We start from the raw sequence: 20,862 nt of genomic DNA, 5'->3' as shown, positions 1-20,862 counted from the left end.
AGAGACTAGAGCCAGGGACTAGAGCCAGCCGTTCCGCTTGAGGGTGCGGTGGATCGTCACACAGATGGTGGCGATCGCGGCGAGCACCATGGGATAGCCGTACTTCCACCCCAGCTCCGGCATGTGGTCGAAGTTCATGCCGTAGACACCGCACACGGCCGTCGGTACGGCGATGATCGCCGCCCAGGACGTGATCTTGCGCATGTCCTCGTTCTGCGCGACCGTCGCCTGCGCCAGATTCGCCTGGAGGATCGAGTTCAGCAGCTCGTCGAAGCCGGTGACCTGCTCATGCACCCGGGCCAGATGGTCGGCGACATCGCGGAAGTACTTCTGGATGTCCGGGTCGACCAGCCGCATCGGCCGCTCGCTGAGCAGCTCCATCGGCCGCAGCAGCGGGGACACGGCCCGCTTGAACTCCAGCACCTCGCGCTTGAGCTGGTAGATCCGCCCGGCGTCCGAGCCGCGCGGACTGCCCTTCGTCGGCGCCGAGAACACATCGATCTCGACCTCGTCGATGTCGTCCTGGACGGCCGCCGCGACCGCGACATAGCCGTCGACGACATGGTCGGCGATGGAGTGCAGCACGGCCGAGGGCCCTTTGGTGAGGAGTTCGGCGTCGCCCTCCAGCCGGTGGCGCAGCGCGCGCAGCGAGCCCTGGCCGCCGTGCCGGACGGTGATCACGAAGTCCCGGCCGGTGAAGCACATGACCTCGCCGGTGTCGACCACCTCGCTGGTCGCGGTCAGCTCGGCGTGCTCGACGTAGTGGATGGTCTTGAACACGGTGAACAGGGTGTCGTCGTACCGCTCCAGCTTGGGCCGCTGGTGCGCGTGCACGGCGTCCTCCACCGCCAGCGGGTGCAGCCCGAACTCGGCCGCGATACCGGCGAATTCCTCCTCGGTCGGCTCGTGCAGGCCGATCCAGGCGAAGCCGCCGCCGTCGCGCACCCGCAGCATCGCCTCGTGCGGGGTGACACAGGGGTTCTCGGTGACCCGTCGGCCGTCGCGGTAGACCGCGCAGTCGACCACCGCGCTCGACGCGGAGGGGTCACGGGTGGCGTCGTACGTGTCGTACTTGCTGTACGCGGGCTTGGTCTTGCGCAGGGCCGGACGGACGGCTGCGCGCAGGTCACGGATCATCGACATGGCGGGCTCCTTCACGGAGAGGCCGTCGGCGAGGCGTGGCGCAGCCCGGAATGGGGACGTGACGCATACGTCCGCAAAGCGGGCGGCACCGCGGGGTCGCGGTGACGGCGTTCGCTACAGACAGAGGGAGAGAACTCAGGTACTGCTCAGGTACTGAGAGACGTGCTCTTCCGTCGTGCGCGATGCCGTGGGCCCGGGGGACGGGGCGTCAGATCACCGGACGAGAGGTCCGTACGGAAGAGCGGCTGGTACTGGCCGGGTGACTTCGATCCACCGCAGCCCCACCTCCTCCGGTCGGTCCCCCGTGGGGGATGACGTGTCGTCGGGACAAGAGACCAACGCTTTCCGCGTGTGCTGTCCCGACCAGCGGCCAAGACTATCAGCAGACTGGGGGCCAACTCCGTCCCTTGCCCAATCCTTACGCGACCTATGCTCGCCGGATGGGAGAAATTCTTGATCAGGTCGAGGCCCGGCTCCGTACGGCGCTGGGTGAGCCGGACGCGCGGGCCGCGGTGACGTTCCTCGGGACGGACCGCTTCGAGGTGCTGCGCTTCCTGGACTCCCAGAGCGGCTCCGATGTGGTGCGGTACGCCACGCTCGGGATGTCGGCGCAGCCGATGGCCGATCCGTCGGCGCTGCTCGCCGACCCGGTGAAGGGGCCGCGGGCCGAGCTGGTGCTGTCGCTGCGCGCCGGGCTCGCCGACACCGATCGGGTGCTCCGCCCGCTGGCGGTGCTGGCCGCTTCTCCGCAGGTCGAGGGCGTGATCGTGGCGCCCGGCAGTTCGCTCGACCTCGGTGAGCCGCTGTGGCCGGGGGCGCCCTTCAGCTCCGTACTGGTCGGTGAGCCCGGTGGGCTGGTGGCGGATCTGGAGCTGGACGCGCCGCTGGAGCCGGTGCGGTTTCTGCCGCTGCTGCCGATGACGCCCAATGAGGCGGCGTGGAAACGGGTCAGGGGCGCGCGGGAGCTTGAGGAGCGCTGGCTCGCGCGGGGCACGGATCTGCGTGACCCGCTGCGCTCCTCCGTGCCCCTGGACTGACCGGCTGTTCCGGACCGTTCGTACCGTTCCGGACCGTTGCGGAACGGTACGAACGGTCCGGAAGCCGCGGCGAACCAGCGGACGAAGTGGTCGCCCGCGCTCGCCACCGGCCGAGCGCGCACCCAATAAGTTAGGCAAGCTAATGAATGGTGACCGGATCTGTTTCTTGGCGTCCGGACTCTGACCGGAAGGGTGATCGTCCTTGACGCGGCGTCGGCCGGGGAGGAGCGTGGGGCGCTATGAGGGGCGAACCCAGTTGCCCGAAGTGCGGTGGCCGAGTCAGGGCGCCCGGCCTCTTCGCCGACTCCTGGCAGTGCGATGTACATGGCACGGTGCACCCGCTGCAGCCCGTGATACCGCCCAGCGTCGAGGCCCTTGGCGTCGTGGTGCACCGTGCCCGGGTGCCGGTGTGGATGCCCTGGCCGCTGCCCGTCGGCTGGCTCTTCACCGGCGTCGCGTACGCGGGCGACGACCGCAGCGGCGGACGCGCCACCGCCGTCGCCTGCTCAGGGCCGGGGCCGCTCGGCGGCATGGGAGAGCTGCTGCTCGTCGCCGAGGAGCTGGGCGTGGGGCTCGGCGCGCGCTACGCGGGGATCGACGGCCCGGACCCGGGCCCGGCCATATGCGTCGACAAGCCACCACCGACGAAGCTGCTCGCGGCCGGGAGGCCCACTCCGCTCTGGCATGTCGCCGACGCCCCGGAGGACAGGGCGGTCTTCGCGGGCGAGGCGCTCGGGCTGTGGCTGTGGGCCATCGTCTGGCCCGAGCAGTCGGGGCTGTTGCTCTACGACGAGGTAGTGCTGACCGATCTGCGGGACGTGGGCGCGGAGATGGAGCTGCTGCCCTGCGGAGCCCTGTCGCCCCGGCTGCTCTCCTGACCGACGGGTCGCCCATCGCGGGCCGGGTCCTCGGGCCGGGTCTTCGGTCGAGGTCCCTCGGGCCGGGTCCTCGGGCCGGGTCCCTCGGGCCAGGTCTCTGATGGCGGGCTGACGGGCCGGGCTTGGGGTTGGGGTCGCTCGTCCGGGCCTGCGAGGGCCTGTGCGACGCGTCCGGTGCCTTCCCGGTGTGCCGCTATCCTTTGAGCGTCCCCTGTCCGCGCCCCACCTCCGGAGTGACGCGTCGTGCGTATCGATCTGCACACCCACTCCACGGCCTCGGACGGTACGGACACCCCGGCCGAGCTGGTGCGCAACGCCGCCGCCGGCGGGCTCGACGTCATCGCGCTGACCGATCACGACACCACCCGTGGGCACGCCGAGGCGATCGCCGCGCTCCCGGGCCTCGACCGGGACCTCACCCTCGTCACGGGCGCCGAGCTCTCCTGCCGGTACGACGGCATCAGCCTGCATCTGCTGGCGTATCTCTTCGACCCGGACGAACCGGACCTGCTGCGCGAGCGGGAGCTGGTACGGGACGACCGCGTCCCGCGCGCGCGGACGATGGTCCGCAAACTCCAGGAGCTGGGCGTCCCGATCACCTGGGAACAGGTGGCGCGTATCGCGGGCGACGCCTCCCTCGGCCGCCCGCACATCGCCACCGCCCTCGTCGAACTCGGCGTCGTCGAGACCGTCTCCGACGCCTTCACCCAGGAGTGGCTCGCGGACGGCGGACGCGCCTACGCGGAGAAGCACGAGCTCGATCCCTTCGAGGCGATCCGCCTGGTCAAGGCCGCCGGCGGGGTCTCCGTGTTCGCGCATCCGCAGGCCGTCAAGCGGGGCCGGGTCGTGCCCGAGTCCGCCATCGCCCGGCTCTCCGCGGCCGGTCTCGACGGCATCGAGGTCGACCACATGGATCACGACGCGCCGACCCGGGCCCGGCTGCGCGCACTGGCCGCCGAACTGGGCCTGCTGACCACCGGATCCAGCGACTACCACGGCAGCCGTAAGTTCGTGGAGCTCGGCGCCTGTACCACCGACCCGGAGATCTACGGCGAGATCACCCGGCGTGCCTCGGGCGCGTTCCCGGTGCCGGGCGCGGGCGGACGCGCGTAAGCCCAGCCGTACCCGTACCGACGCCGTATCCGTTCCGCTGCCCAATGGTCCGCTGCCCTATGGCTTCCTCATGCCGAGGGCGCGTTCGCGACCGCGCCTCGTCGCGCCCGTGCGCGACCGTCCTGTTCCCTCGTCTCTACGTCCCGCTAGGTCTCACTGTGTTCGACTTCGCCGTCTTCGGCTCCCTCTTCCTCACGCTCTTCGTGATCATGGACCCTCCCGGGATCACCCCGATCTTCCTCGCCCTCACCTCCGGCCGGCCCGTCAAGGTCCAGCGCGCCATGGCCTGGCAGGCGGTGGCCGTCGCCTTCGGTGTGATCGCCGTCTTCGGGCTGCTGGGCCAGCAGATCCTGGACTACCTGCATGTCTCCATACCGGCGTTGATGATCGCCGGCGGACTGCTCCTGCTGCTCATCGCGCTGGATCTGCTGACCGGGAAGACCGACGAGCCCCAGCAGACGAAGGACGTCAATGTGGCGCTCGTACCGCTGGGCATGCCGCTGCTCGCCGGACCCGGCGCGATCGTGTCCGTCATCCTCGCCGTACAGCACGCCGACGGCGTCTCGGCGCAGCTCTCGGTCTGGGCGGCGATCGTCGCGATGCATGTGGTGCTCTGGCTGACGATGCGTTACTCGCTGCTGATCATCCGCCTCATCAAGGACGGGGGAGTGGTGCTGGTGACCCGGCTGGCGGGGATGATGCTTTCGGCCATTGCCGTTCAGCAGATCATCAATGGCGTCACCCAGGTGATCCAGGGCGCCTGACATCGGCAGCGCCCCCGTACGAGTGATCCGTACAGGGGCGCTTCGTCGGTTCGCGGTCGGTCGCTGGCGTGCGCGTCGCGAAGGGATGGGGGGTTACGAGGCCGAGGATTCGGCCGGGCGGATATAGATGCGCTGGCCCATCGCGGCGGCCTGCTGCACGATCCGATTGACGGAGGCGGCGTCCACGACGGTGCTGTCGACAGCGGAGCCGTCAACATCGTCGAGTCGCATGATTTCGAAGCGCAAGGCTTCTCCCTTCGTCTGATCCTCCTGCTGGAGAACTATGGGTGACGGGCGGGGCCGTCGGCGGTTACATCTGGCTGCAACGCCTTGCCCTCTGCAAACATTCCCTACGCTAAAGAAATTTTTCGGGTGGCTAAGTACTGGCGGGTGCAGCCGCGTCCGCGGAGAATGAACGGTGTATGAGCGAGGCTGTATGAGAGAGGCAGAGATCAACCCGGAGATCACCCCGGAGATCGCCGACATCGGCGCCCGTCTGGAGCGCACCAACGAGCTGCTCCAGCGCATGCTCGCCGAGGTCGCCAAGACTCCGTCCACACATGCCATCTTCGTCGACGCCGGTTACGTCTATGCTGCGGCCGGGTTGCTTGTGGCGGGTACCGAGGACCGGCGCGCCTTCGATCTGGACGCCGAGGGGCTCATCGAGGCCTTCATCGACAAGGCGCGGACCATCTTCGCGGACAGCCGACTGCTCCGCGTCTACTGGTACGACGGCGCCAGGCGCCGGATCCACACCTCGGAGCAGCAGTCCATCGCCGAACTGCCCGACGTCAAGGTCAGGCTCGGCAACCTCAACGCCAACAACCAGCAGAAGGGCGTCGACTCCCTGATCCGTACGGATCTCGAATCGCTCGCCCGGCACCGCGCCATCAGTGACGCGGCGCTGGTCGGCGGCGACGAGGACCTGGTCTCGGCCGTCGAGGCGGCCCAGGGGTACGGCGCGCGCGTGCACCTCTGGGGCATCGAGGCGGGCGAGGGGCGCAACCAGGCCGAGCCGCTGCTGTGGGAGGTCGACAGCCAGCGCACCTTCGACCTGGACTTCTGCAAGCCGTATGTCACCCGCCGCCCGGTCACCACGTACGAGCACGAGGGCGAGCCGCCGCCCTCCCGCGACCAGGTGCGGTTCATCGGCGCGCAGATCGCCGCGACATGGCTGGCGGAGCGGGGCAGGGAAGCCATGTCCGAGCTGCTGCCGGGCCATCCGTATCTGCCGGGCCCGGTGGACCAGGATCTGCTGATCGAGGCGGAGAAGCTGCTCCAGCGGTCGCTGAGGGGCCATGCCATGCTGCGGCGGTCGCTGCGGGACGGATTCTGGCAGCACTTGCAGGCGCGGTACTGACAGCCGGTACCGGCCCGGACCGGCCCGGCCCGGCGACCGGCGTTTCCGTGGCGGCCGTCAGCCGTGGGTGTCCCAGAAGTCCCTGAGCGCCGCGGCGGTCTCCCGTGGCCGGTCGGTGTTGGGTGAGTGCTGGGCTCCCTCGATGACCGTCCGGCGAGCGCCGAGCCGCAGCGCCATCTCGTCCAGCAGCGGCACCGGCCAGGTGTCGTCCCGTTCGCCGGACATCACATGCTTGGGCAGCGGCTGTACGGCGGCCAGCTCGTCCACCCGGTCCGGCTCCTCGGTCAGCTGCCGGCCGGTGGCGATCAGCTGGGCCGGCCGGGTGAGGAGCCAGCGCCTGTGCAGATCCTCCCCGTCGATCGCGGTCTCCTCAGGGGGATCCATCGAGCGCATGATGTCCCAGACCTGCTGCATCGTCATGGCCCTGAGCGCCCCGCTCAGCAGCTCGGCGCGCTCCCGCTGGACCGGGGACACCCGCGCGGGCCCGGAGGACAGCAGCGTCAGCGTCACGAACGGGCCGGGGTCGAGCAGCACGGCGGCGCGGGCGATGAGACCGCCGAGCGAGTGCCCGAGCAGATGTACGGGCGAACCGACCGCCTCTGTCTGCGCCAGTACGTCGGCGGCCAGCTCGCTCTGCGCATAGCCGTCCTCGGTGTCCGGGCCCCCGGTCTCGTACTGGCCGCGGCCGTCCACACAGACGACCCGGTAGCCGGCCTCCGTGAGGGGCGTCAGCAGCGCGATGAAGTCCTCCTTGCTCCCGGTGAAGCCGGGGAGCATCAGCGCGGTGCCGCGCGGCTCCCCGGCCGGCCGCGCGTCGAGCGTGGCGAAGGGGCCGCGACGGGTCGCGAGCGTATGGGCACGGGCACAGGAGGGCGGGACGAACGTGGGCGGCCGACTCATGCGAAGAGGTTAGGCCCTGCGGTGCCTTGGGGGGGGGTGGGGTAGGTCCGGTGGGGGGGGCGGGGCAGGGCCGGGAACGCCGATGGCCCGGCACCCCCGTCTGGGGGCGTCGGGCCATCCGGCTGTGCTGCGCCTACGTCAGCTCTCGGTCTTCGCCGCTGTCGTGCGCGTACGGCGGCGGCGCGGCTTGGTCGTGGCCTCCGCCTCCGCTTCGGGTGCCTCCGCGGTCGCGGCGGTCTCGACGGCCTCGGCGGCCGGCTTGGCGACGCGGGTGCGGCGACGGGGCTTGGTCGCCGCGACGGGGGCCTCGGCCTTGGCGTCCGCCGACTCCACCACCACCGACTCCGCGGCCTCGGCCACGGACTTGGCGACGCGGGTACGGCGACGCGGCTTGGTCTCGGCGACCGGCGCCTCGGGGGCGTCGCCCGGCTCGGTGACCGCGGCCGTCTCGACCGTCGTGGCCGGGTCGGCCGCGGGCTTCGCGGCCCTGGTGCGACGGCGGCGCGGCTTGGCCACGGGCTCCGCCTCCGGGTCGGAGAAGGCCGGCTCCGCCACGACATCCGGGGCCGTGACGGCGGCCGGGGTCTCCACGGCCGGTGTCTCGGCAACGGAGCCGGCTCCGCCGCGGGTACGGCGGCGACGGCGCGGCGTACGCGGCTCGGCGGCCCGCTCCACGCGCTCGGGCACGTCCATCGGCACGGCGGTCTGGAACTGCGGCTCGGCGCTCTGGAACCGCGGCACGGCCGTCTGGAACTGCGGCTCGGCGGCCTGGAACCGCGGCTCCGCGCTCGGGGACTGCGGCTCGGCCGCCGTACCGGCCGCCCCCAGCGGGGTCCCGCCACGGGTTCGGCGGCGCTGGCGCGGAGTGCGCGTACGCGCCGGGCGCTCTTCCCGTACCGCCGCCGCGGGGGCGGCGGACTTACGGCCGCGGCCGCCCGTCTCGCCGAGGTCCTCGACCTGCTCCGCGGACAGACCGGCGCGCGTACGCTCCGCGCGCGGCAGGACGCCCTTGGTCCCGGCGGGGATGTTCAGTTCCTCGAACAGGTGCGGGGACGTGGAGTACGTCTCCGGCGGGTCGGGGAAGCCGAGGTCCAGCGCCTTGTTGATCAGCTGCCAGCGCGGGATGTCGTCCCAGTCGACCAGCGTGACGGCGGTGCCCGACGCGCCCGCCCGGCCCGTGCGGCCGATGCGGTGGAGGTAGGTCTTCTCCTCCTCCGGCGACTGGTAGTTGATCACATGGGTCACGCCCTCGACATCGATACCGCGCGCGGCGACATCGGTGCAGACGAGCACATCGACCTTGCCGTTGCGGAAGGCGCGCAGCGCCTGCTCGCGGGCGCCCTGGCCCAGGTCGCCGTGGACCGCGCCGGAGGCGAAGCCGCGCTGGGCGAGCTGGTCGGCGATGTCCGCGGCCGTACGCTTCGTACGGCAGAAGATCATCGCCAGGCCGCGCCCCTCGGACTGGAGGATGCGGGCGACCATCTCCGGCTTGTCCATGGAGTGGGCGCGGTAGACGCGCTGCGTCGTGTTGGCGACGGTCGCGCCCTCGTCGTCCGGCGAGGTGGCGCTGATGTGGGTGGGCTGCGACATGTAACGGCGGGCGAGACCGATGACCGCGCCCGGCATCGTCGCGGAGAACAGCATCGTCTGCCGCTTGGGCGGCAGCAGCTGGATGATCTTCTCGACGTCGGGCAGGAAGCCCAGGTCGAGCATCTCGTCGGCCTCGTCCAGGACGAGCGCGCGCACATGGGAGAGATCGAGCTTCTTCTGGCCCGCCAGGTCGAGCAGCCGGCCCGGGGTGCCGACAATCACATCGACGCCCTTCTTGAGGGCCTCGACCTGCGGCTCGTAGGCACGGCCACCGTAGATCGCCAGGACCCGGACGTTACGCACCTTGCCGGCCGTCAGCAGATCATTGGTGACCTGCGTGCACAGCTCGCGGGTGGGGACGACGACGAGCGCCTGCGGGGCGTTCGTGAGCTTCTCGGGCCCGGCCCGGCCGGTCTCGATGTCCGCGGGGACGGTGACGCGCTCCAGGAGCGGCAGACCGAAGCCGAGCGTCTTGCCCGTGCCGGTCTTGGCCTGTCCGATGACGTCCTTGCCGGAGAGCGCGACGGGGAGCGTCATCTCTTGGATGGGGAACGGAGACAGGATGCCGACGGCTTCTAGCGCTTCGGCTGTCTCGGGGAGGATTCCGAGGTCTCGGAAAGTCGTAGTCAGGGTGCTGCCTCTTCTGTGAGACGCGGCGCGAGGCGAACGCTGGGGGTCGTACCGCACCTGGGTACTCGGCCGGCCGTGGGTTGGCCGGATGGCGCGGGACCACTGCCGTCGCTCGAGCGCTCGAACCGCTGAGGGGGCCCCTCATCTGCGGCCGTACGCTGCTGTGCGTACGATCCGCGTGGAGGGCGGTCGGGTCGGAGCCGATCGGGCCACCGACCGGGCATCCTCATGGGGCCTGCACGAGGGACGACCCTCGTTCAAACACTGTCTAACACTGCGATCGCCCGCCGAATATTCGGCAGGCGCCATTACCACTGTACCCCGGAATCGCGCATGTGTGTTGGGCGAATTCGTCGGAACGGTGTGGCCACAGTGTCTGACCAGGGCCTTACGCGGCGCGAAGAGCGGGCTATTGTGCGGTCCATGGAGACGCCCGACAACGCCACCACGCCCGCATCCGCAGCCGAGGAACCCACCGGGATCGCCGCCCAGGACTGGGACACGGCCTCTGCCGAGCCGCAGTACCGCGCCGCCGTCGTGGATCTGCTGGGAGCGCTCGCCTATGGGGAGCTGGCGGCCTTCGAGCGGCTGGCCGAGGACGCCAAGCTCGCGCCGACCCTCGCCGACAAGGCCGCCCTGGCGAAGATGGCCGCCGCCGAATTCCACCACTTCGAGCGGTTGAACGACCGGCTGCGGGCGATCGACGCCGAGCCGACCGGCGCGATGGAGCCCTTCGCGAAGGCGCTCGACGACTTCCACCGGCTGACCGCGCCGTCGGACTGGCTGGAGGGTCTTGTCAAGGCGTATGTGGGCGACTCGATCGCCAGCGACTTCTACCGCGAGGTGGCCGCGCGGCTGGACACCGACACCCGCGCGCTGGTGCTCGCCGTGCTGGACGACACGGGACACGGCAACTTCGCCGTGGAGAAGGTCCGCGCCGCGATCGAGGCGGAGCCGCGAGTGGGCGGGCGTCTGGCGCTCTGGGCGCGGCGGCTGATGGGCGAAGCGCTTTCCCAGGCGCAGCGGGTGGTGGCCGAGCGCGACGCGCTCTCCACGATGCTCGTGGGCGGGGTGGCGGACGGGTTCGATCTCGCGGAGGTCGGCCGGATGTTCTCCCGGATCACCGAGGCGCACACCAAGCGGATGGCCGCTCTCGGACTGGCCGCCTGAGCCGGCGGCCCTCCGGGACGGGAACGGGATCGGTCGGGAAGGGCCGGGAACGGCCGGGATCGGTCGGGCACGGTTCAGGAGGAGATCTGGGGGCGCCGCAGCGCCCGATGCGTGGGGCGGAGCAACAGCGACAGCAGCACCGCCCCCACCAGCAGGGCGCCGATGAGCGTCGCGGCGATATGACCGGCGCCGAGCGCCATGTGCGTCACATAGGCGCCGAAGAGCGCGCCGACGGGGCCGGCCGTGAACACCGTCCGGTGAGCCGGCAGCCGGTGGGACAGCCGGCTCGCGGCGGCCCACGAAAGACCGAGTCCGAGCAGGACCGATCCGAGAACTTCCCAGATCACTGCTGATCACCTCACGACGCCGAAAGTGACATGTGGTCAGGGCTTTGGGCCCAGCACGTCACTACCCGGAGGGCGCGGGACGCAACCCCGACGGACCCCCGGGAGAGCGCGGCTACGCGCACAGCGGAACTCGCGGGTACGGACAGGTGAATGGACAGCGGAATGGACAGCGAAATGGCCCGGCGGGTGTCCCGCCGGGCCATTCCCGGATGTCCGTGACGACGGTGAGTCGACAGTGACTACAGAGCGCCGAACCCGACGCGTCGGGTGGCCGGCTCACCGATCTCCACGTACGCGATCCGCTCGGCCGGTACGAGCACCTTGCGCCCCTTGTCGTCCGTGAGACTGAGCAACTGCGCCTTGCCGGCCAGCGCGTCGGCGACGGCGCGCTCGACCTCCTGGGCGGTCTGCCCGCTCTCCAGAACGATCTCGCGGGGCGTGTGCTGCACGCCGATCTTGACCTCCACGGCTATGTCCCTCCGAACGGTCTGCGTTGCGCGGCCAGCCGCGCGGTACGCAGCACACATTAGCCCGGAGTGACCATCCGGAAGGCGCCGCGGGGCAACGCCCGCAGCGAACACCCGCCGTTCAGTGCGGCTCACTGCCGTGCAGCGGGAAGCCGGCGATCCCGCGCCAGGCCAGCGAGGTGAGGAGCCGGACCGCCTGATCACGGGGGATCGCGGACTCGCTGGAGAGCCAGTAGCGGGCCACCACCTGGGAGACGCCGCCGAGCCCCACGGCCAGCAGCATGGACTCGTCCTTGGAGAGCCCGGTGTCCTCGGCGATCACATCCGAGATGGCCTCCGCGCACTGGAGCGCGACCCGGTCCACGCGCTCGCGCACCGCGGGCTCGTTCGTCAGGTCGGACTCGAAGACCAGCCGGAAGGCGCCGCCCTCGTCCTCGACATAGGCGAAGTACGCGTCCATGGTGGCCTCGACGCGCTGCTTGTTGTCCGTCGTGGAAGCGAGCGCCGTACGGACCGCCTGGAGCAGGCTCTCGCAGTGCTGGTCGAGCAGGGCGAGGTACAGCTCCAACTTGCCGGGGAAGTGCTGATAGAGGACGGGCTTGCTGACGCCGGCCCGCTCGGCGATGTCATCCATCGCGGCCGCGTGATAGCCCTGTGCGACGAACACTTCCTGAGCCGCGCCCAGCAGCTGATTGCGTCGGGCGCGACGCGGCAGGCGCGTGCCTCGCGGGCGCGCCGCCTCTGTCTGCTCTATGGCTGTCACGCCGCCTCCCAAAATTCGTTCCGTGCGCGCTGTGCGCCGCCTGGCCATCGTACTTTTGGGTAACCCGGCTGTGCGTGGTGAGGACCCGTTTTTTTGGGGTCCGGCAGCCTCCGGCGGGCGTACCCGGCGCTTGGTCGCTGGACCCTCGGCGCTCGGTCACTGACGGTAGTCGTCGTCCTCGTCGGTGCCGACCGCCCGCGCCTGATCGGCCGCGTCCGCTTCGTCGGCCCTGTCCGGGTCGGTACGCGTCAGGGGCTCGTCGCCCCCGGGCCGTACGTCCGTGTGCTGTTCCGCGGCGTCGGCTTCGGGGACCTCCTCGTCCAGCTCGGCGTCCTCGTCGTTCGTCTCGAAGGTCTCGGGATCCCTGGGGTCAACCGCCATGGCGTGCCCTTTCTCTCCCCTACGAGCCTAGAAGCCGGGGGTGTGAGACGCCATGCGGCTTGTGACGCCGAACACACGGACCGGGGCGTGATCGTCTCGTAACATTGCGGCATGTCGTCGACCGAGCTGCCGGAAGCCGTCGCCGCCGCCATGGCGCCGAAGGTGAGTCCCGTACGGGTCGCGGACGGGGAGCGGCTCCGTTCCGTCACGCTGCCGGGACTGACGCTGAACGTACGGTGCCGGCCGGCATCCCGGTCCGGCGCGCCGCCCGCGCTGTATGTGCACGGGCTCGGCGGCTCGTCGCAGAACTGGTCGGCGCTCATGTCGCTCCTGGCGGACATCGTCGACGGCGAGGCCGTCGATCTGCCCGGCTTCGGGGACTCGCCACCGCCGGACAACGGCGATTACTCGGTCAGCGGCCAAGCCCGCGCGGTGATCCGGCTGTTGGACGTGACGGGGCGCGGCCCCGTCCATCTCTTCGGCAACTCCCTCGGGGGCGCCGTCGCCACCCGCGTCGCGGCGGCCAGACCCGATCTGGTGCGGACCCTGACGCTGGTCTCGCCCGCGCTGCCGGAGCTCCTGGTCCAGCGCACCGCGCTGCCCACCGCGCTGCTCGCGCTGCCCGGTGTCGCCTCGCTGTTCGGCCGGCTGACCCGGCACTGGACACCGGAGCAGCGCACCCGGGGTGCGATGGACATCACGTACGGCGATCCCTCGTCGGTGACCGAGGAGGAACTGCGCCACGCCGTACAGGAGATGGAGCGGCGACTGCAACTGCCCTATTTCTGGGACGCGATGACCAACTCGGCGCGCGGTATCGTCAACGCGTACACCTTGGGTGGTCAACATGGGCTGTGGCGGCAGGCCGAGCGGGTGCTGGCCCCGACGCTGCTCGTCTACGGTGGGCGGGACCTGCTCGTTTCGTACCGGATGGCCCGCAGAGCGTCGGCCGCGTTCCGCGGTTCCCGGCTGCTGACCCTCCCCGACGCCGGACATGTTGCCATGATGGAGTACCCGCGGCAGGTCGCGCAGGCCTGCCGGGAACTCATCGATGACTACGACAGGAGCTGATCCGGGCCGTGGGACGACACAGCCGCAAGGGCCCCGTACCCCAGGGCACGCGGTCCACGGCCCCGGTCGCGGCGGGCGAACCGGCGTCGGCGCGGGCCGGATCGGGCAAGGGACGGCGCGGGCGGGGACCGGACGGCCAGGACGCGGACCCGGAACAGCAGCACGGCGGCCCGGCCTACACCACCCCCGCGCAGGGCGTGCCGCAGGTGCGCGGCGGTCACCCCGAGCAGCGTGAGGCCGGCGGCGGCTGGGGCGGTGAGCAGCGCCGGGGCACTTCGCGCGACCCCGCTCCGCGCGCCGCGGCCCCGCCCAAGCAGCCCGGTGCGCCCGGGACTTCGACGCCCACGGCGCCGGCGCCGGCCGCGCCGCGGATCCCGGGACCGCGACGGGAGTTCGTCGAGGCGTTCGACGACGACGCGTTCGACGCCTTCAGCGCCCCGGCTTCCCGTACGGCCGTCTCGAAGGACGGCGCCCCCGGGCCGGGCCCCCTCGGTGACCAGGACGGCGGCGCCGACGGCCCCGGCGGCGGTGGCGATACGGAGCCGGTATCGGCGGAGCCCGCCAGAGGCGGCAAGGGACGCACGCTCACCGGGATCGCCGCCGCCGCGGTGACCACGGTCCTCGTGGTCGTCGTCGCCGGGCAGGTCACCGACGGCGGTACGGACCGGGCCGACGCGCGGGCCGCCGGCGGCACCGACCGTGCCGACAGCGATGACACCTCGCGCAACAAGGGCCGGCCCACCCCGACACGGTCCGCCGCCGCGGCGGCGGCCCCGGCGCCCACCTACGCGCAGCTGATGACCCGCCAGTTCCCGCTCGATCCGGAACTGACGGCCTCGGGCGACTTCACCGCCGTACCCGGTCTCGCCAAGGCGCCGGGCAAGGGGCAGAAGTTCCGCTACCGCGTGGACGTCGAGAAGGGGCTCGGGCTGGACGGCGGGCTCTTCGCCGAAGCGGTCCAGAAGACCCTGAACGACGACCGGAGCTGGGCCCACAACGGCGCCATGACCTTCGAACGGGTCTCCAGCGGCGAGGCCGACTTCGTGATCACCCTCGCGAGCCCGGGGACCACCGGCGTCTGGTGCGCCAAGTCCGGTCTGGACACGACCATCGACAATGTGTCCTGCGACTCGGCCTCGACCGACCGCGTCATGATCAACGCGTTCCGCTGGGCACAGGGCGCGAAGACCTTCGGTGACAAGGCGATGCTCGCCTACCGGCAGATGCTGATCAACCACGAGGTCGGACACCGGCTCGGACACAATCATGTGAGTTGCCACACGCCCGGGGCGCTCGCTCCGGTGATGCAGCAGCAGACCAAGTCGCTGGACATCGGGGGGATCAAGTGCAAGCCGAACCCCTGGGTCTTTCCACGTAGTTGAGACGACCGTCTCATGACTGCCGCGCACCCCGTTGCGCCTCGTTGCGCCTCGTCGACATCGAACCCGGGGTCGTCTCTTGTACGTCGGCATGTCGCCGCGTCGGGCCCTCCCCGTGCCCGCGAGCACCTGGCCGTGGCCTGACCTCATGTAGTCGGTCCGTTCCGTAGCGCGACAGAACGCTACCGGTACGGGAAAGTTACGTGCATTCACCCCTTCCGGTGGTGCGACGGACAACCGTCCGTCGCACCACCGGCTTATCCGCTTACGGTCGTCCCGCTGCGAGTCGCCGGATCAACGGCGGCCGCCCACAAGGGAGATCGGGGGTGCCCGCGTGCGGGTCGGACTGCTTACGGACAGTGGCTGTCCGTATGCGCCGGGTGGGTTCTGGCCCCGGTGCGACCACGGCCGGTTCGCGGCGGGGCATCGCCTCCTCGGCGACCTCGCCGGGCGGCGAACCGCCGTACGGCCGCCGGTGGCGTCCTGCCGTACCCCCGGCGCACGCCGGAGTGCGCACTCCGCGCCCGTGCCCGATCTACGCCGCGCCGCGTCCGGCGGCTCCACCGCGCCGCGCGGGCCGCTGGCCAAACGCTTCTTCGGAGCGTCGCCGCTGGTCACGGGGTACGGCGTAGGGCCGCACGGGTGCTGCCCGCTGACGGCCCGCGCGCCGTGGGCGGGCGAGCCGGGGAGTGGGGCGATGCGCCGGTGTGCGCCAACGCGGTCTCTCCGGGGGCGTACGCCGGAGCGGGGGAGCGCGATGTCCGACCTTCTCGCCACCGCTGTCCTCGGCGAGGAGAACGACGGCGCGCCCGGCGCACACGGCGCACTCGCCCCCACTCCGGGCGGCGCACTCGCACCCACCGTCACCCTCAGCACCACCTCGTGCCTCAGCACCACCTCGTGAAGGAGAAGAACAGAGATGACTCCGCGATCCGCGGCACGGGCCGCCGCACCGGCCCCCGTACCGGCCTGTCGGCAGAGAGGGGCCGCGCGATGAGGGTCCTGCTGCTCGGTGCCAACGGTTTCCTCGGCCGCTTCGTGGCCGACCGGCTGCTCGCCGATCCCGCCGTGCACCTCACCGCGCTCGGCCGGGGCGACGACGCCGACGTACGGTTCGATCTCGCGGGCGGCTCCCCGGGAGCCCTCACCCGCTTCCTGGACGCCGTCCACCCCGGGGTCATCATCAACTGCGCCGGAGCCACCCGCGGCGGCGCGCGCGAGCTGACCCGGCACAACACGGTCGCCGTCGCCACGGTCTGCGAGGCCCTGCGCCGCAGCCGCTGCGGCGCGCGGCTCGTCCAGCTCGGCTGCGCCTCCGAGTACGGCCCGTCCCAGCACGGCTCGTCGACCGCCGAGGACGCCGTACCGCGCCCCGGCGGCCCGTACGGCGTGAGCAAGCTCGCCGCCTCCGAACTGGTGCTGGGATCCGGACTCGACGCGATCGTGCTGCGGGTGTTCTCGCCCGTGGGCCCCGGCACCCCGGCCGGCTCCCCGCTGGGCCGGCTCGCCGAGGCGATGCGCCGCGCCATGCAGTCCGGCGACGGTGAGCTGAAGCTCGGCGGCCTCGGAGTGCAGCGCGACTTCGTCGACGTACGCGACGTGGCGCGCGCCGTGCACGCCGCCTCCCTCTCCGCCGCCCAGGGCGTCGTCAATATCGGCACCGGACGCGCGGTGCGGCTGCGGGACGCCGCCGCCGTACTGGCGCGGGTCGCCGGGTACGCGGGCGCCCTGCACGAACTGGACCATCCCCCCGGGCCGATGCGGGCCGGCCACGCCACTATCGGCGCGCCCCGGGGCGAGTCGGCGCCCGAACACCTGGGCACGGCCCCCTTCCCGTACCCCGACGGCTGCGGCAGCTGGCAGCAGGCCGACGTACGGACCGCCCGTGACCGGCTCGGCTGGCGGCCCCGGATCAATCTGGAGGAGTCACTCGCCGATATCTGGATGGAGGCGGCGTGCCGCATCTGACCAGAACCGGCGGCCGGCTCTCCGCCACCGAGGAGGGCCGGCTCGGCATCGGCGTTCCCGGGTACGCGCATCCGCTGCTCGCCCCCGTCGAGTGGGCCGAACTGACCCGCCCCGGAACTCCGCTGCACTGGACCGTCCTCAATGTCGCGGACGGCCCCGGCGACTGCCCCGATCCGCACTGTCTGGCGGCGGCGGGCCGGCTCACCAACGCGGGATCCAGGGTGCTCGGCCATCTCGACCTGGCGTACGGCACCCGCTCCGCGGGCGAGCTGGTCTCCGAGGCGCGGCGGTTCTTCGACTGGTACCGCGTCGACGGGTTCTTTCTCGACCGGTGCCCGGCGGGCCCCGCCGGACTTCCCGCGACACGGCGGCTGGCGGCGGCCCTCGGGGCGGTGCTCGACGGCGGGTTCCTCGTCCTGGGGCACGGGGTCCATCCGTACCCCGGATACGCGGAGGTCGCCGATCAGCTGGTGACCTTCACCGGGGCGTGGGCGGACTACCGCTGGTCGCAGGCGGCGGAATGGACGGCGGAGCACCCGCCGGAGCGCTTCGCCCATCTCGTTCACGGGGTGCCGCGCGGCCATCTGGAAGAGGCGATACGGATCGCCCGCTGGCAGGGGGCGGGCACGATCTTCTTCACCGACCGCACCGACCGCACCGACCGCACCGACCGCACCGACCGAGCTAACCGCACCGACCGCACCGACCGCACCGACCGCACCGACCGCACCGACCGCACCGACCGCACCGACCGCACCGACTGGGCTGACCGGACCGGCCGGACCGACCGCACCGACAGGGCTGATGCCGTCGACCGGAGCGCCCGCAACGGGTCATTCGAGACACTGCCCGGCTTCTGGGACGAAATCGTCTCGCGAGTCGGACCAGGTGTCTCGGAATGAGAAGGGCCGTGGCAGTGTTACAGGCAGAACAACCGTACTGATTGACCGACCAACCCCCTGTTGAGGTCCCTGTGTCGCTGCCACCCCTGGTCGAGCCCGCTGCCGAGCTCACCGTCGACGAGGTCCGCAGGTACTCCCGTCATCTGATCATCCCGGACGTCGGGATGGACGGGCAGAAGCGGCTGAAGAACGCGAAGGTGCTGTGTGTGGGTGCCGGTGGCCTCGGCTCCCCGGCTCTGATGTACCTGGCCGCGGCCGGTGTCGGCACACTCGGCATCGTGGAGTTCGACGAGGTCGACGAGTCGAACCTACAGCGTCAGATCATCCACAGCCAGGCCGACATCGGCCGGTCCAAGGCCGCGTCCGCGCGTGACTCCGTTCTCGGAATCAACCCCTATGTGAAGGTGATCCTCCACGAAGAGCGGCTTGAGGCCGAGAACGTGATGGACATCTTCTCGCAGTACGACCTGATCGTGGACGGTACGGACAACTTCGCCACCCGCTATCTGGTCAATGACGCCTGTGTGCTGCTGAACAAGCCGTACGTCTGGGGTTCGATCTACCGCTTCGACGGTCAGGCCAGCGTGTTCTGGTCCGAGCACGGCCCCTGCTACCGCTGCCTCTACCCGGAGCCGCCGCCCCCGGGCATGGTTCCCTCCTGCGCCGAGGGTGGCGTGCTGGGTGTGCTCTGCGCCTCCATCGGGTCCATCCAGGTCACCGAAGCGATCAAGGTCCTCGCGGGCGTCGGCGAGCCGCTGGTCGGCCGGCTGATGATCTATGACGCCCTGGAGATGCAGTACCGCCAGGTCAAGGTCCGCAAGGACCCCGACTGCGCCGTCTGCGGCGAGAACCCCACCGTCACCGAGCTCATCGACTACGAGGCCTTCTGCGGCGTCGTGTCCGAGGAGGCCCAGGAGGCGGCGGCCGGCTCGACGATCACTCCCAAGCAGCTCAAGGAGTGGATCGACGAGAAGGAGAACATCGAGATCATCGATGTGCGCGAGCCGAACGAGTACGAGATCGTCTCGATCCCCGGCGCCAAGCTGATCCCGAAGAACGAGTTCCTGATGGGGACCGCCCTGGCGACCCTGCCGCAGGACAAGAAGATCGTCCTGCACTGCAAGACGGGTGTCCGCAGTGCGGAAGTCCTCGCGGTGCTGAAGTCGGCGGGCTTCTCGGACGCGGTGCATGTCGGCGGCGGAGTCATCGGCTGGGTCAACCAGATCGAGCCGGAGAAGCCGATCTACTGAGCCCGGCACGGTCCGACACGACCCGGCGCCGCGTCGGTACGTCCGACACGACCCGGTGCCTCGTCGGTACGAACGAAGGGGCCGGCCCACGCGCGTGGGCCGGCCCCTTCGTCATGCGCGGACCCGCTACGAACAGCTCGTCCCGGCGGCCGGGACCGTGCCGTGCAGGAAGTAGTCGTCCACCGCGCCGGTGATACAGCGGTTGCCCGTGGTGTACGCGCCATGGCCCTCGCCCTCGAAGGTGATCAGGACCCCGACCCCGTCGCCCAGCTCCTCCACCATCCGCCGCGCGCCCTCGTACGGCGTCGCCGGATCCCCCTTGCCGCCGATGACCAGGATCGGGGCCGCGCCCGGCGCCGCCACCTCCGGTGTCTCGTGCTCGCCGGCCACCGGCCAGTCGGCACACCAGCCGGCCAGATCCCAGGCCAGATAGGGGCCGAAGACGGGTGACACCTTCCGGAAGTCCGCCAGCAGCCCGGACTTGACCTCCGCCGCGGTGACGCGCCCCTTCGCGTCCACGCAGGAGATGGCGCGCTGCGACTGCTGCGCCGTGCCGTAGTGGCCCTGTGCGTCGCGGTCGTTGTACGAGTCGGCCAGCCGCAGCAGCTCGCCGCCGTCGCCGCCCTCGGCCGCGTCCAGCGCGTCGGTCAGATCCGGCCAGCTGTCCTCGCTGTACAGCGTGCTGATGATGCCGGTGAGCGCGAGGTTCTCGGTGAGCCTGCGCCCCGTACCGGTCGGCAGGGGCTCGTGGTCGAGGCGGTCGAGCAGCCGCACGATCCGTGCGGTGCCCGCCTGCGCGCTGACGCCCCGGCTTTTGTAGTAGTTCTCCAGGGCGCGCTGGAAGCCGAGCGCCTGGTTGCGCGAGTGCGCCACGTAGTCGGCCGTCGGATCGACGACCGCGTCCAGGGTGAACCGTCCGACCTTCGCCGGGAACAAGTGGGCGTAGACCCCGCCCAGTTCTGTGCCGTACGAGAAGCCCAGATAGCTGAGCGTGTCGTCGCCGAGGACCTGGCGCATCAGATCCATGTCACGGGCCGCGTTGGCGGTGCCGACATGGGGCAGCAACTGCCCGGAACCGCGCGCGCAGTCCGCTCCGAAGGCCGCGGAGTCGGCGAGGTAGGTCCTCTCCTCGGCCGGGGTGTCGGGGGTCGTGTCGATACGGAGGGCCTTCTCCGTCTGCCGGTCGTTACGGCACACCACACCGGAGCTCTCCGCGACCCCGCGCGGGTCGAAGCCGACGAGGTCGTACCGGGTCCTGAGCGCGGTGAACGAGTCGGCGAAGGCGGGGAGCGAGGCCACCCCCGAGCCGCCGGGTCCACCGAAGTTGAACAGGAGCGAGCCGATCCGGCTGGCCTTGTCCTCGGCCGCGGAGCGGATCAGGGCGATCCCGATGGTCTCGCCGTCCGGCGCGCGGTAGTCGAGCGGCGCCAGCATCGTGGCGCACTTCCAGCCGTCTCCGGGGGCCTTCGCCGCGCTGCCCCACGCCTTCGTCGGCGCTTCGCAGCGCTTCCAGTCGAGCCGCTGTCCGGTGAGCGAGGCGGGCAGTCGGGGCAGGGAGGCGGGCTCCGGCGCGGCGCCCTCGGCGTTGGCCTGGGCCGATGGGGAAGCGGTCGCCTTGGCGTCGGGCGGAGGGTTCCCCGTACCACCCCCGCACCCGGTGACGGTCAGCAGGAATGACACCGTGAGCAGGGCGGATATCCGAGTACGGCGAGACATGGCGTCATTCAATCCGGTCCGGCGGGCGAGGAC

General features: G+C 71.2%; 20 protein-coding genes and 1 pseudogene. 12 read left to right on the top strand and 9 right to left on the bottom strand.

What is annotated here, in order from left to right; genetic code table 11:
* Positions 1 to 18 precede the first annotated feature (18 nt).
* The gene (locus tag ABTZ59_RS07280) at positions 19 to 1,143 is read right to left on the bottom strand and encodes a magnesium and cobalt transport protein CorA (RefSeq protein ID WP_351392051.1); all 1,125 of its coding nucleotides are present in this window, start codon (positions 1,141 to 1,143) and stop codon (positions 19 to 21) included.
* Between the two features lie 440 nt (positions 1,144 to 1,583).
* Here ABTZ59_RS07280 and ABTZ59_RS07275 point away from each other — a divergent pair, with 440 nt between their 5' ends.
* The 4 genes from ABTZ59_RS07275 to ABTZ59_RS07260 all read left to right on the top strand — a co-directional run bounded on the left by ABTZ59_RS07275 (position 1,584) and on the right by ABTZ59_RS07260 (position 4,935).
* Positions 1,584 to 2,180 carry a suppressor of fused domain protein gene (locus ABTZ59_RS07275; RefSeq protein WP_351392048.1) on the top strand — a complete coding sequence of 199 codons (597 nt, stop codon included), beginning with the start codon at positions 1,584 to 1,586 and terminating at the stop codon, positions 2,178 to 2,180.
* A gap of 239 nt (positions 2,181 to 2,419) precedes the next feature.
* A complete protein-coding gene (locus ABTZ59_RS07270; RefSeq protein WP_249947939.1) occupies positions 2,420 to 3,058 on the top strand; it encodes a DUF6758 family protein in 639 nt (212 codons plus the stop codon).
* Positions 3,059 to 3,301: 243 nt separating this feature from the next.
* Positions 3,302 to 4,171 carry a PHP domain-containing protein gene (locus ABTZ59_RS07265; protein WP_351392044.1) on the top strand — a complete coding sequence of 290 codons (870 nt, stop codon included), beginning with the start codon at positions 3,302 to 3,304 and terminating at the stop codon, positions 4,169 to 4,171.
* A gap of 158 nt (positions 4,172 to 4,329) precedes the next feature.
* Positions 4,330 to 4,935, top strand: a complete 606-nt coding sequence (locus ABTZ59_RS07260; RefSeq protein ID WP_351392041.1) for a MarC family protein — start codon at positions 4,330 to 4,332, stop codon at positions 4,933 to 4,935.
* A gap of 93 nt (positions 4,936 to 5,028) precedes the next feature.
* Here ABTZ59_RS07260 and ABTZ59_RS07255 read toward each other — a convergent pair whose 3' ends face one another.
* Positions 5,029 to 5,181, bottom strand: coding sequence for a DUF8834 family protein (locus ABTZ59_RS07255; RefSeq protein WP_165840668.1), 153 nt, complete (start codon positions 5,179 to 5,181; stop codon positions 5,029 to 5,031).
* A gap of 190 nt (positions 5,182 to 5,371) precedes the next feature.
* On the opposite strand from ABTZ59_RS07255, the gene ABTZ59_RS07250 reads away from it, so the two are divergent.
* On the top strand, positions 5,372 to 6,295 hold the full coding sequence (locus tag ABTZ59_RS07250; RefSeq protein ID WP_351392037.1) for an NYN domain-containing protein: 924 nt from the start codon (positions 5,372 to 5,374) through the stop codon (positions 6,293 to 6,295).
* 57 nt (positions 6,296 to 6,352) lie between these two features.
* On the opposite strand, the gene ABTZ59_RS07245 is transcribed toward ABTZ59_RS07250, so the two are convergent.
* A complete protein-coding gene (locus tag ABTZ59_RS07245; protein WP_351392034.1) occupies positions 6,353 to 7,195 on the bottom strand; it encodes an alpha/beta fold hydrolase in 843 nt (280 codons plus the stop codon).
* A gap of 138 nt (positions 7,196 to 7,333) precedes the next feature.
* Positions 7,334 to 9,322: a DEAD/DEAH box helicase gene (locus ABTZ59_RS07240; RefSeq protein ID WP_351392031.1), complete on the bottom strand. Its 1,989-nt coding sequence runs from the start codon at positions 9,320 to 9,322 to the stop codon at positions 7,334 to 7,336.
* Between the two features lie 516 nt (positions 9,323 to 9,838).
* Here ABTZ59_RS07240 and ABTZ59_RS07235 point away from each other — a divergent pair.
* Positions 9,839 to 10,585 (top strand): ferritin-like fold-containing protein, encoded by a 747-nt coding sequence (locus ABTZ59_RS07235; protein WP_030352889.1) that lies wholly within the window; start codon positions 9,839 to 9,841, stop codon positions 10,583 to 10,585.
* 74 nt (positions 10,586 to 10,659) lie between these two features.
* Here ABTZ59_RS07235 and ABTZ59_RS07230 read toward each other — a convergent pair whose 3' ends face one another.
* The 4 genes from ABTZ59_RS07230 to ABTZ59_RS07215 form a co-directional block, all read right to left on the bottom strand.
* Entirely contained in the window at positions 10,660 to 10,932 is a 273-nt protein-coding gene (locus ABTZ59_RS07230) for a hypothetical protein (RefSeq protein ID WP_351392027.1), read from the bottom strand.
* Between the two features lie 239 nt (positions 10,933 to 11,171).
* A complete protein-coding gene (locus tag ABTZ59_RS07225) occupies positions 11,172 to 11,399 on the bottom strand; it encodes a DUF3107 domain-containing protein (RefSeq protein WP_030352887.1) in 228 nt (75 codons plus the stop codon).
* A gap of 121 nt (positions 11,400 to 11,520) precedes the next feature.
* The gene (locus ABTZ59_RS07220) at positions 11,521 to 12,162 is read right to left on the bottom strand and encodes a TetR/AcrR family transcriptional regulator (RefSeq protein ID WP_351392024.1); all 642 of its coding nucleotides are present in this window, start codon (positions 12,160 to 12,162) and stop codon (positions 11,521 to 11,523) included.
* 156 nt (positions 12,163 to 12,318) lie between these two features.
* A complete protein-coding gene (locus ABTZ59_RS07215) occupies positions 12,319 to 12,543 on the bottom strand; it encodes an Rv3202a family protein (protein ID WP_351392021.1) in 225 nt (74 codons plus the stop codon).
* Between the two features lie 111 nt (positions 12,544 to 12,654).
* Between ABTZ59_RS07215 and ABTZ59_RS07210 the strand changes: the two genes are divergently transcribed.
* From ABTZ59_RS07210 to moeZ, 6 genes and pseudogenes are all read left to right on the top strand, one after another.
* The gene (locus tag ABTZ59_RS07210) at positions 12,655 to 13,614 is read left to right on the top strand and encodes an alpha/beta fold hydrolase (protein WP_351392018.1); all 960 of its coding nucleotides are present in this window, start codon (positions 12,655 to 12,657) and stop codon (positions 13,612 to 13,614) included.
* An 8-nt stretch (positions 13,615 to 13,622) separates the two neighbouring features.
* Positions 13,623 to 14,996, top strand: a complete 1,374-nt coding sequence (locus ABTZ59_RS07205; protein WP_351392015.1) for a DUF3152 domain-containing protein — start codon at positions 13,623 to 13,625, stop codon at positions 14,994 to 14,996.
* Between the two features lie 754 nt (positions 14,997 to 15,750).
* Positions 15,751 to 15,897, top strand: coding sequence for a hypothetical protein (locus tag ABTZ59_RS07200; protein ID WP_351392012.1), 147 nt, complete (start codon positions 15,751 to 15,753; stop codon positions 15,895 to 15,897).
* 89 nt (positions 15,898 to 15,986) lie between these two features.
* Positions 15,987 to 16,961 (top strand): NAD-dependent epimerase/dehydratase family protein, encoded by a 975-nt coding sequence (locus ABTZ59_RS07195; RefSeq protein ID WP_351392326.1) that lies wholly within the window; start codon positions 15,987 to 15,989, stop codon positions 16,959 to 16,961.
* Positions 16,949 to 17,614, top strand: a pseudogene (locus ABTZ59_RS07190) (spherulation-specific family 4 protein); the annotation flags it as partial. The gene ABTZ59_RS07195 and the pseudogene ABTZ59_RS07190, both read left to right, overlap by 13 nt.
* Positions 17,615 to 17,934: 320 nt before the next feature.
* Positions 17,935 to 19,113 carry an adenylyltransferase/sulfurtransferase MoeZ gene (gene moeZ, locus ABTZ59_RS07185; protein ID WP_351392009.1) on the top strand — a complete coding sequence of 393 codons (1,179 nt, stop codon included), beginning with the start codon at positions 17,935 to 17,937 and terminating at the stop codon, positions 19,111 to 19,113.
* A 126-nt stretch (positions 19,114 to 19,239) separates the two neighbouring features.
* On the opposite strand, the gene ABTZ59_RS07180 is transcribed toward moeZ, so the two are convergent.
* Complete coding sequence (locus ABTZ59_RS07180) at positions 19,240 to 20,829, bottom strand: alpha/beta hydrolase (protein WP_351392007.1); 1,590 nt, start codon at positions 20,827 to 20,829, stop codon at positions 19,240 to 19,242.
* Between the last annotated feature and the right edge of the window lie 33 nt (positions 20,830 to 20,862).

This window comes from Streptomyces sp. NPDC094034 (genome assembly GCF_040303865.1).
Lineage (GTDB): Bacteria > Actinomycetota > Actinomycetes > Streptomycetales > Streptomycetaceae > Streptomyces.
This window is presented reverse-complemented; position numbering and strand designations above follow the sequence as displayed.

What these genes read in the sequence shown, in the direction of transcription:
- ABTZ59_RS07275 (WP_351392048.1), top strand. Translation starts at nt 1,584, where the DNA reads ATGGGAGAAATTCTTGATCAGGTCGAGGCCCGGCTCCGTACGGCGCTG.
- ABTZ59_RS07200 (WP_351392012.1), top strand. Translation starts at nt 15,751, where the DNA reads ATGTCCGACCTTCTCGCCACCGCTGTCCTCGGCGAGGAGAACGACGGC.
- ABTZ59_RS07245 (WP_351392034.1), bottom strand. Translation starts at nt 7,195, where the DNA reads ATGAGTCGGCCGCCCACGTTCGTCCCGCCCTCCTGTGCCCGTGCCCAT.
- ABTZ59_RS07250 (WP_351392037.1), top strand. Translation starts at nt 5,372, where the DNA reads ATGAGAGAGGCAGAGATCAACCCGGAGATCACCCCGGAGATCGCCGAC.
- ABTZ59_RS07235 (WP_030352889.1), top strand. Translation starts at nt 9,839, where the DNA reads ATGGAGACGCCCGACAACGCCACCACGCCCGCATCCGCAGCCGAGGAA.
- ABTZ59_RS07210 (WP_351392018.1), top strand. Translation starts at nt 12,655, where the DNA reads ATGTCGTCGACCGAGCTGCCGGAAGCCGTCGCCGCCGCCATGGCGCCG.
- ABTZ59_RS07215 (WP_351392021.1), bottom strand. Translation starts at nt 12,543, where the DNA reads ATGGCGGTTGACCCCAGGGATCCCGAGACCTTCGAGACGAACGACGAG.
- ABTZ59_RS07280 (WP_351392051.1), bottom strand. Translation starts at nt 1,143, where the DNA reads ATGTCGATGATCCGTGACCTGCGCGCAGCCGTCCGTCCGGCCCTGCGC.
- ABTZ59_RS07195 (WP_351392326.1), top strand. Translation starts at nt 15,987, where the DNA reads ATGAGGGTCCTGCTGCTCGGTGCCAACGGTTTCCTCGGCCGCTTCGTG.
- ABTZ59_RS07180 (WP_351392007.1), bottom strand. Translation starts at nt 20,829, where the DNA reads ATGTCTCGCCGTACTCGGATATCCGCCCTGCTCACGGTGTCATTCCTG.
- ABTZ59_RS07270 (WP_249947939.1), top strand. Translation starts at nt 2,420, where the DNA reads ATGAGGGGCGAACCCAGTTGCCCGAAGTGCGGTGGCCGAGTCAGGGCG.
- ABTZ59_RS07240 (WP_351392031.1), bottom strand. Translation starts at nt 9,322, where the DNA reads ATGACGCTCCCCGTCGCGCTCTCCGGCAAGGACGTCATCGGACAGGCC.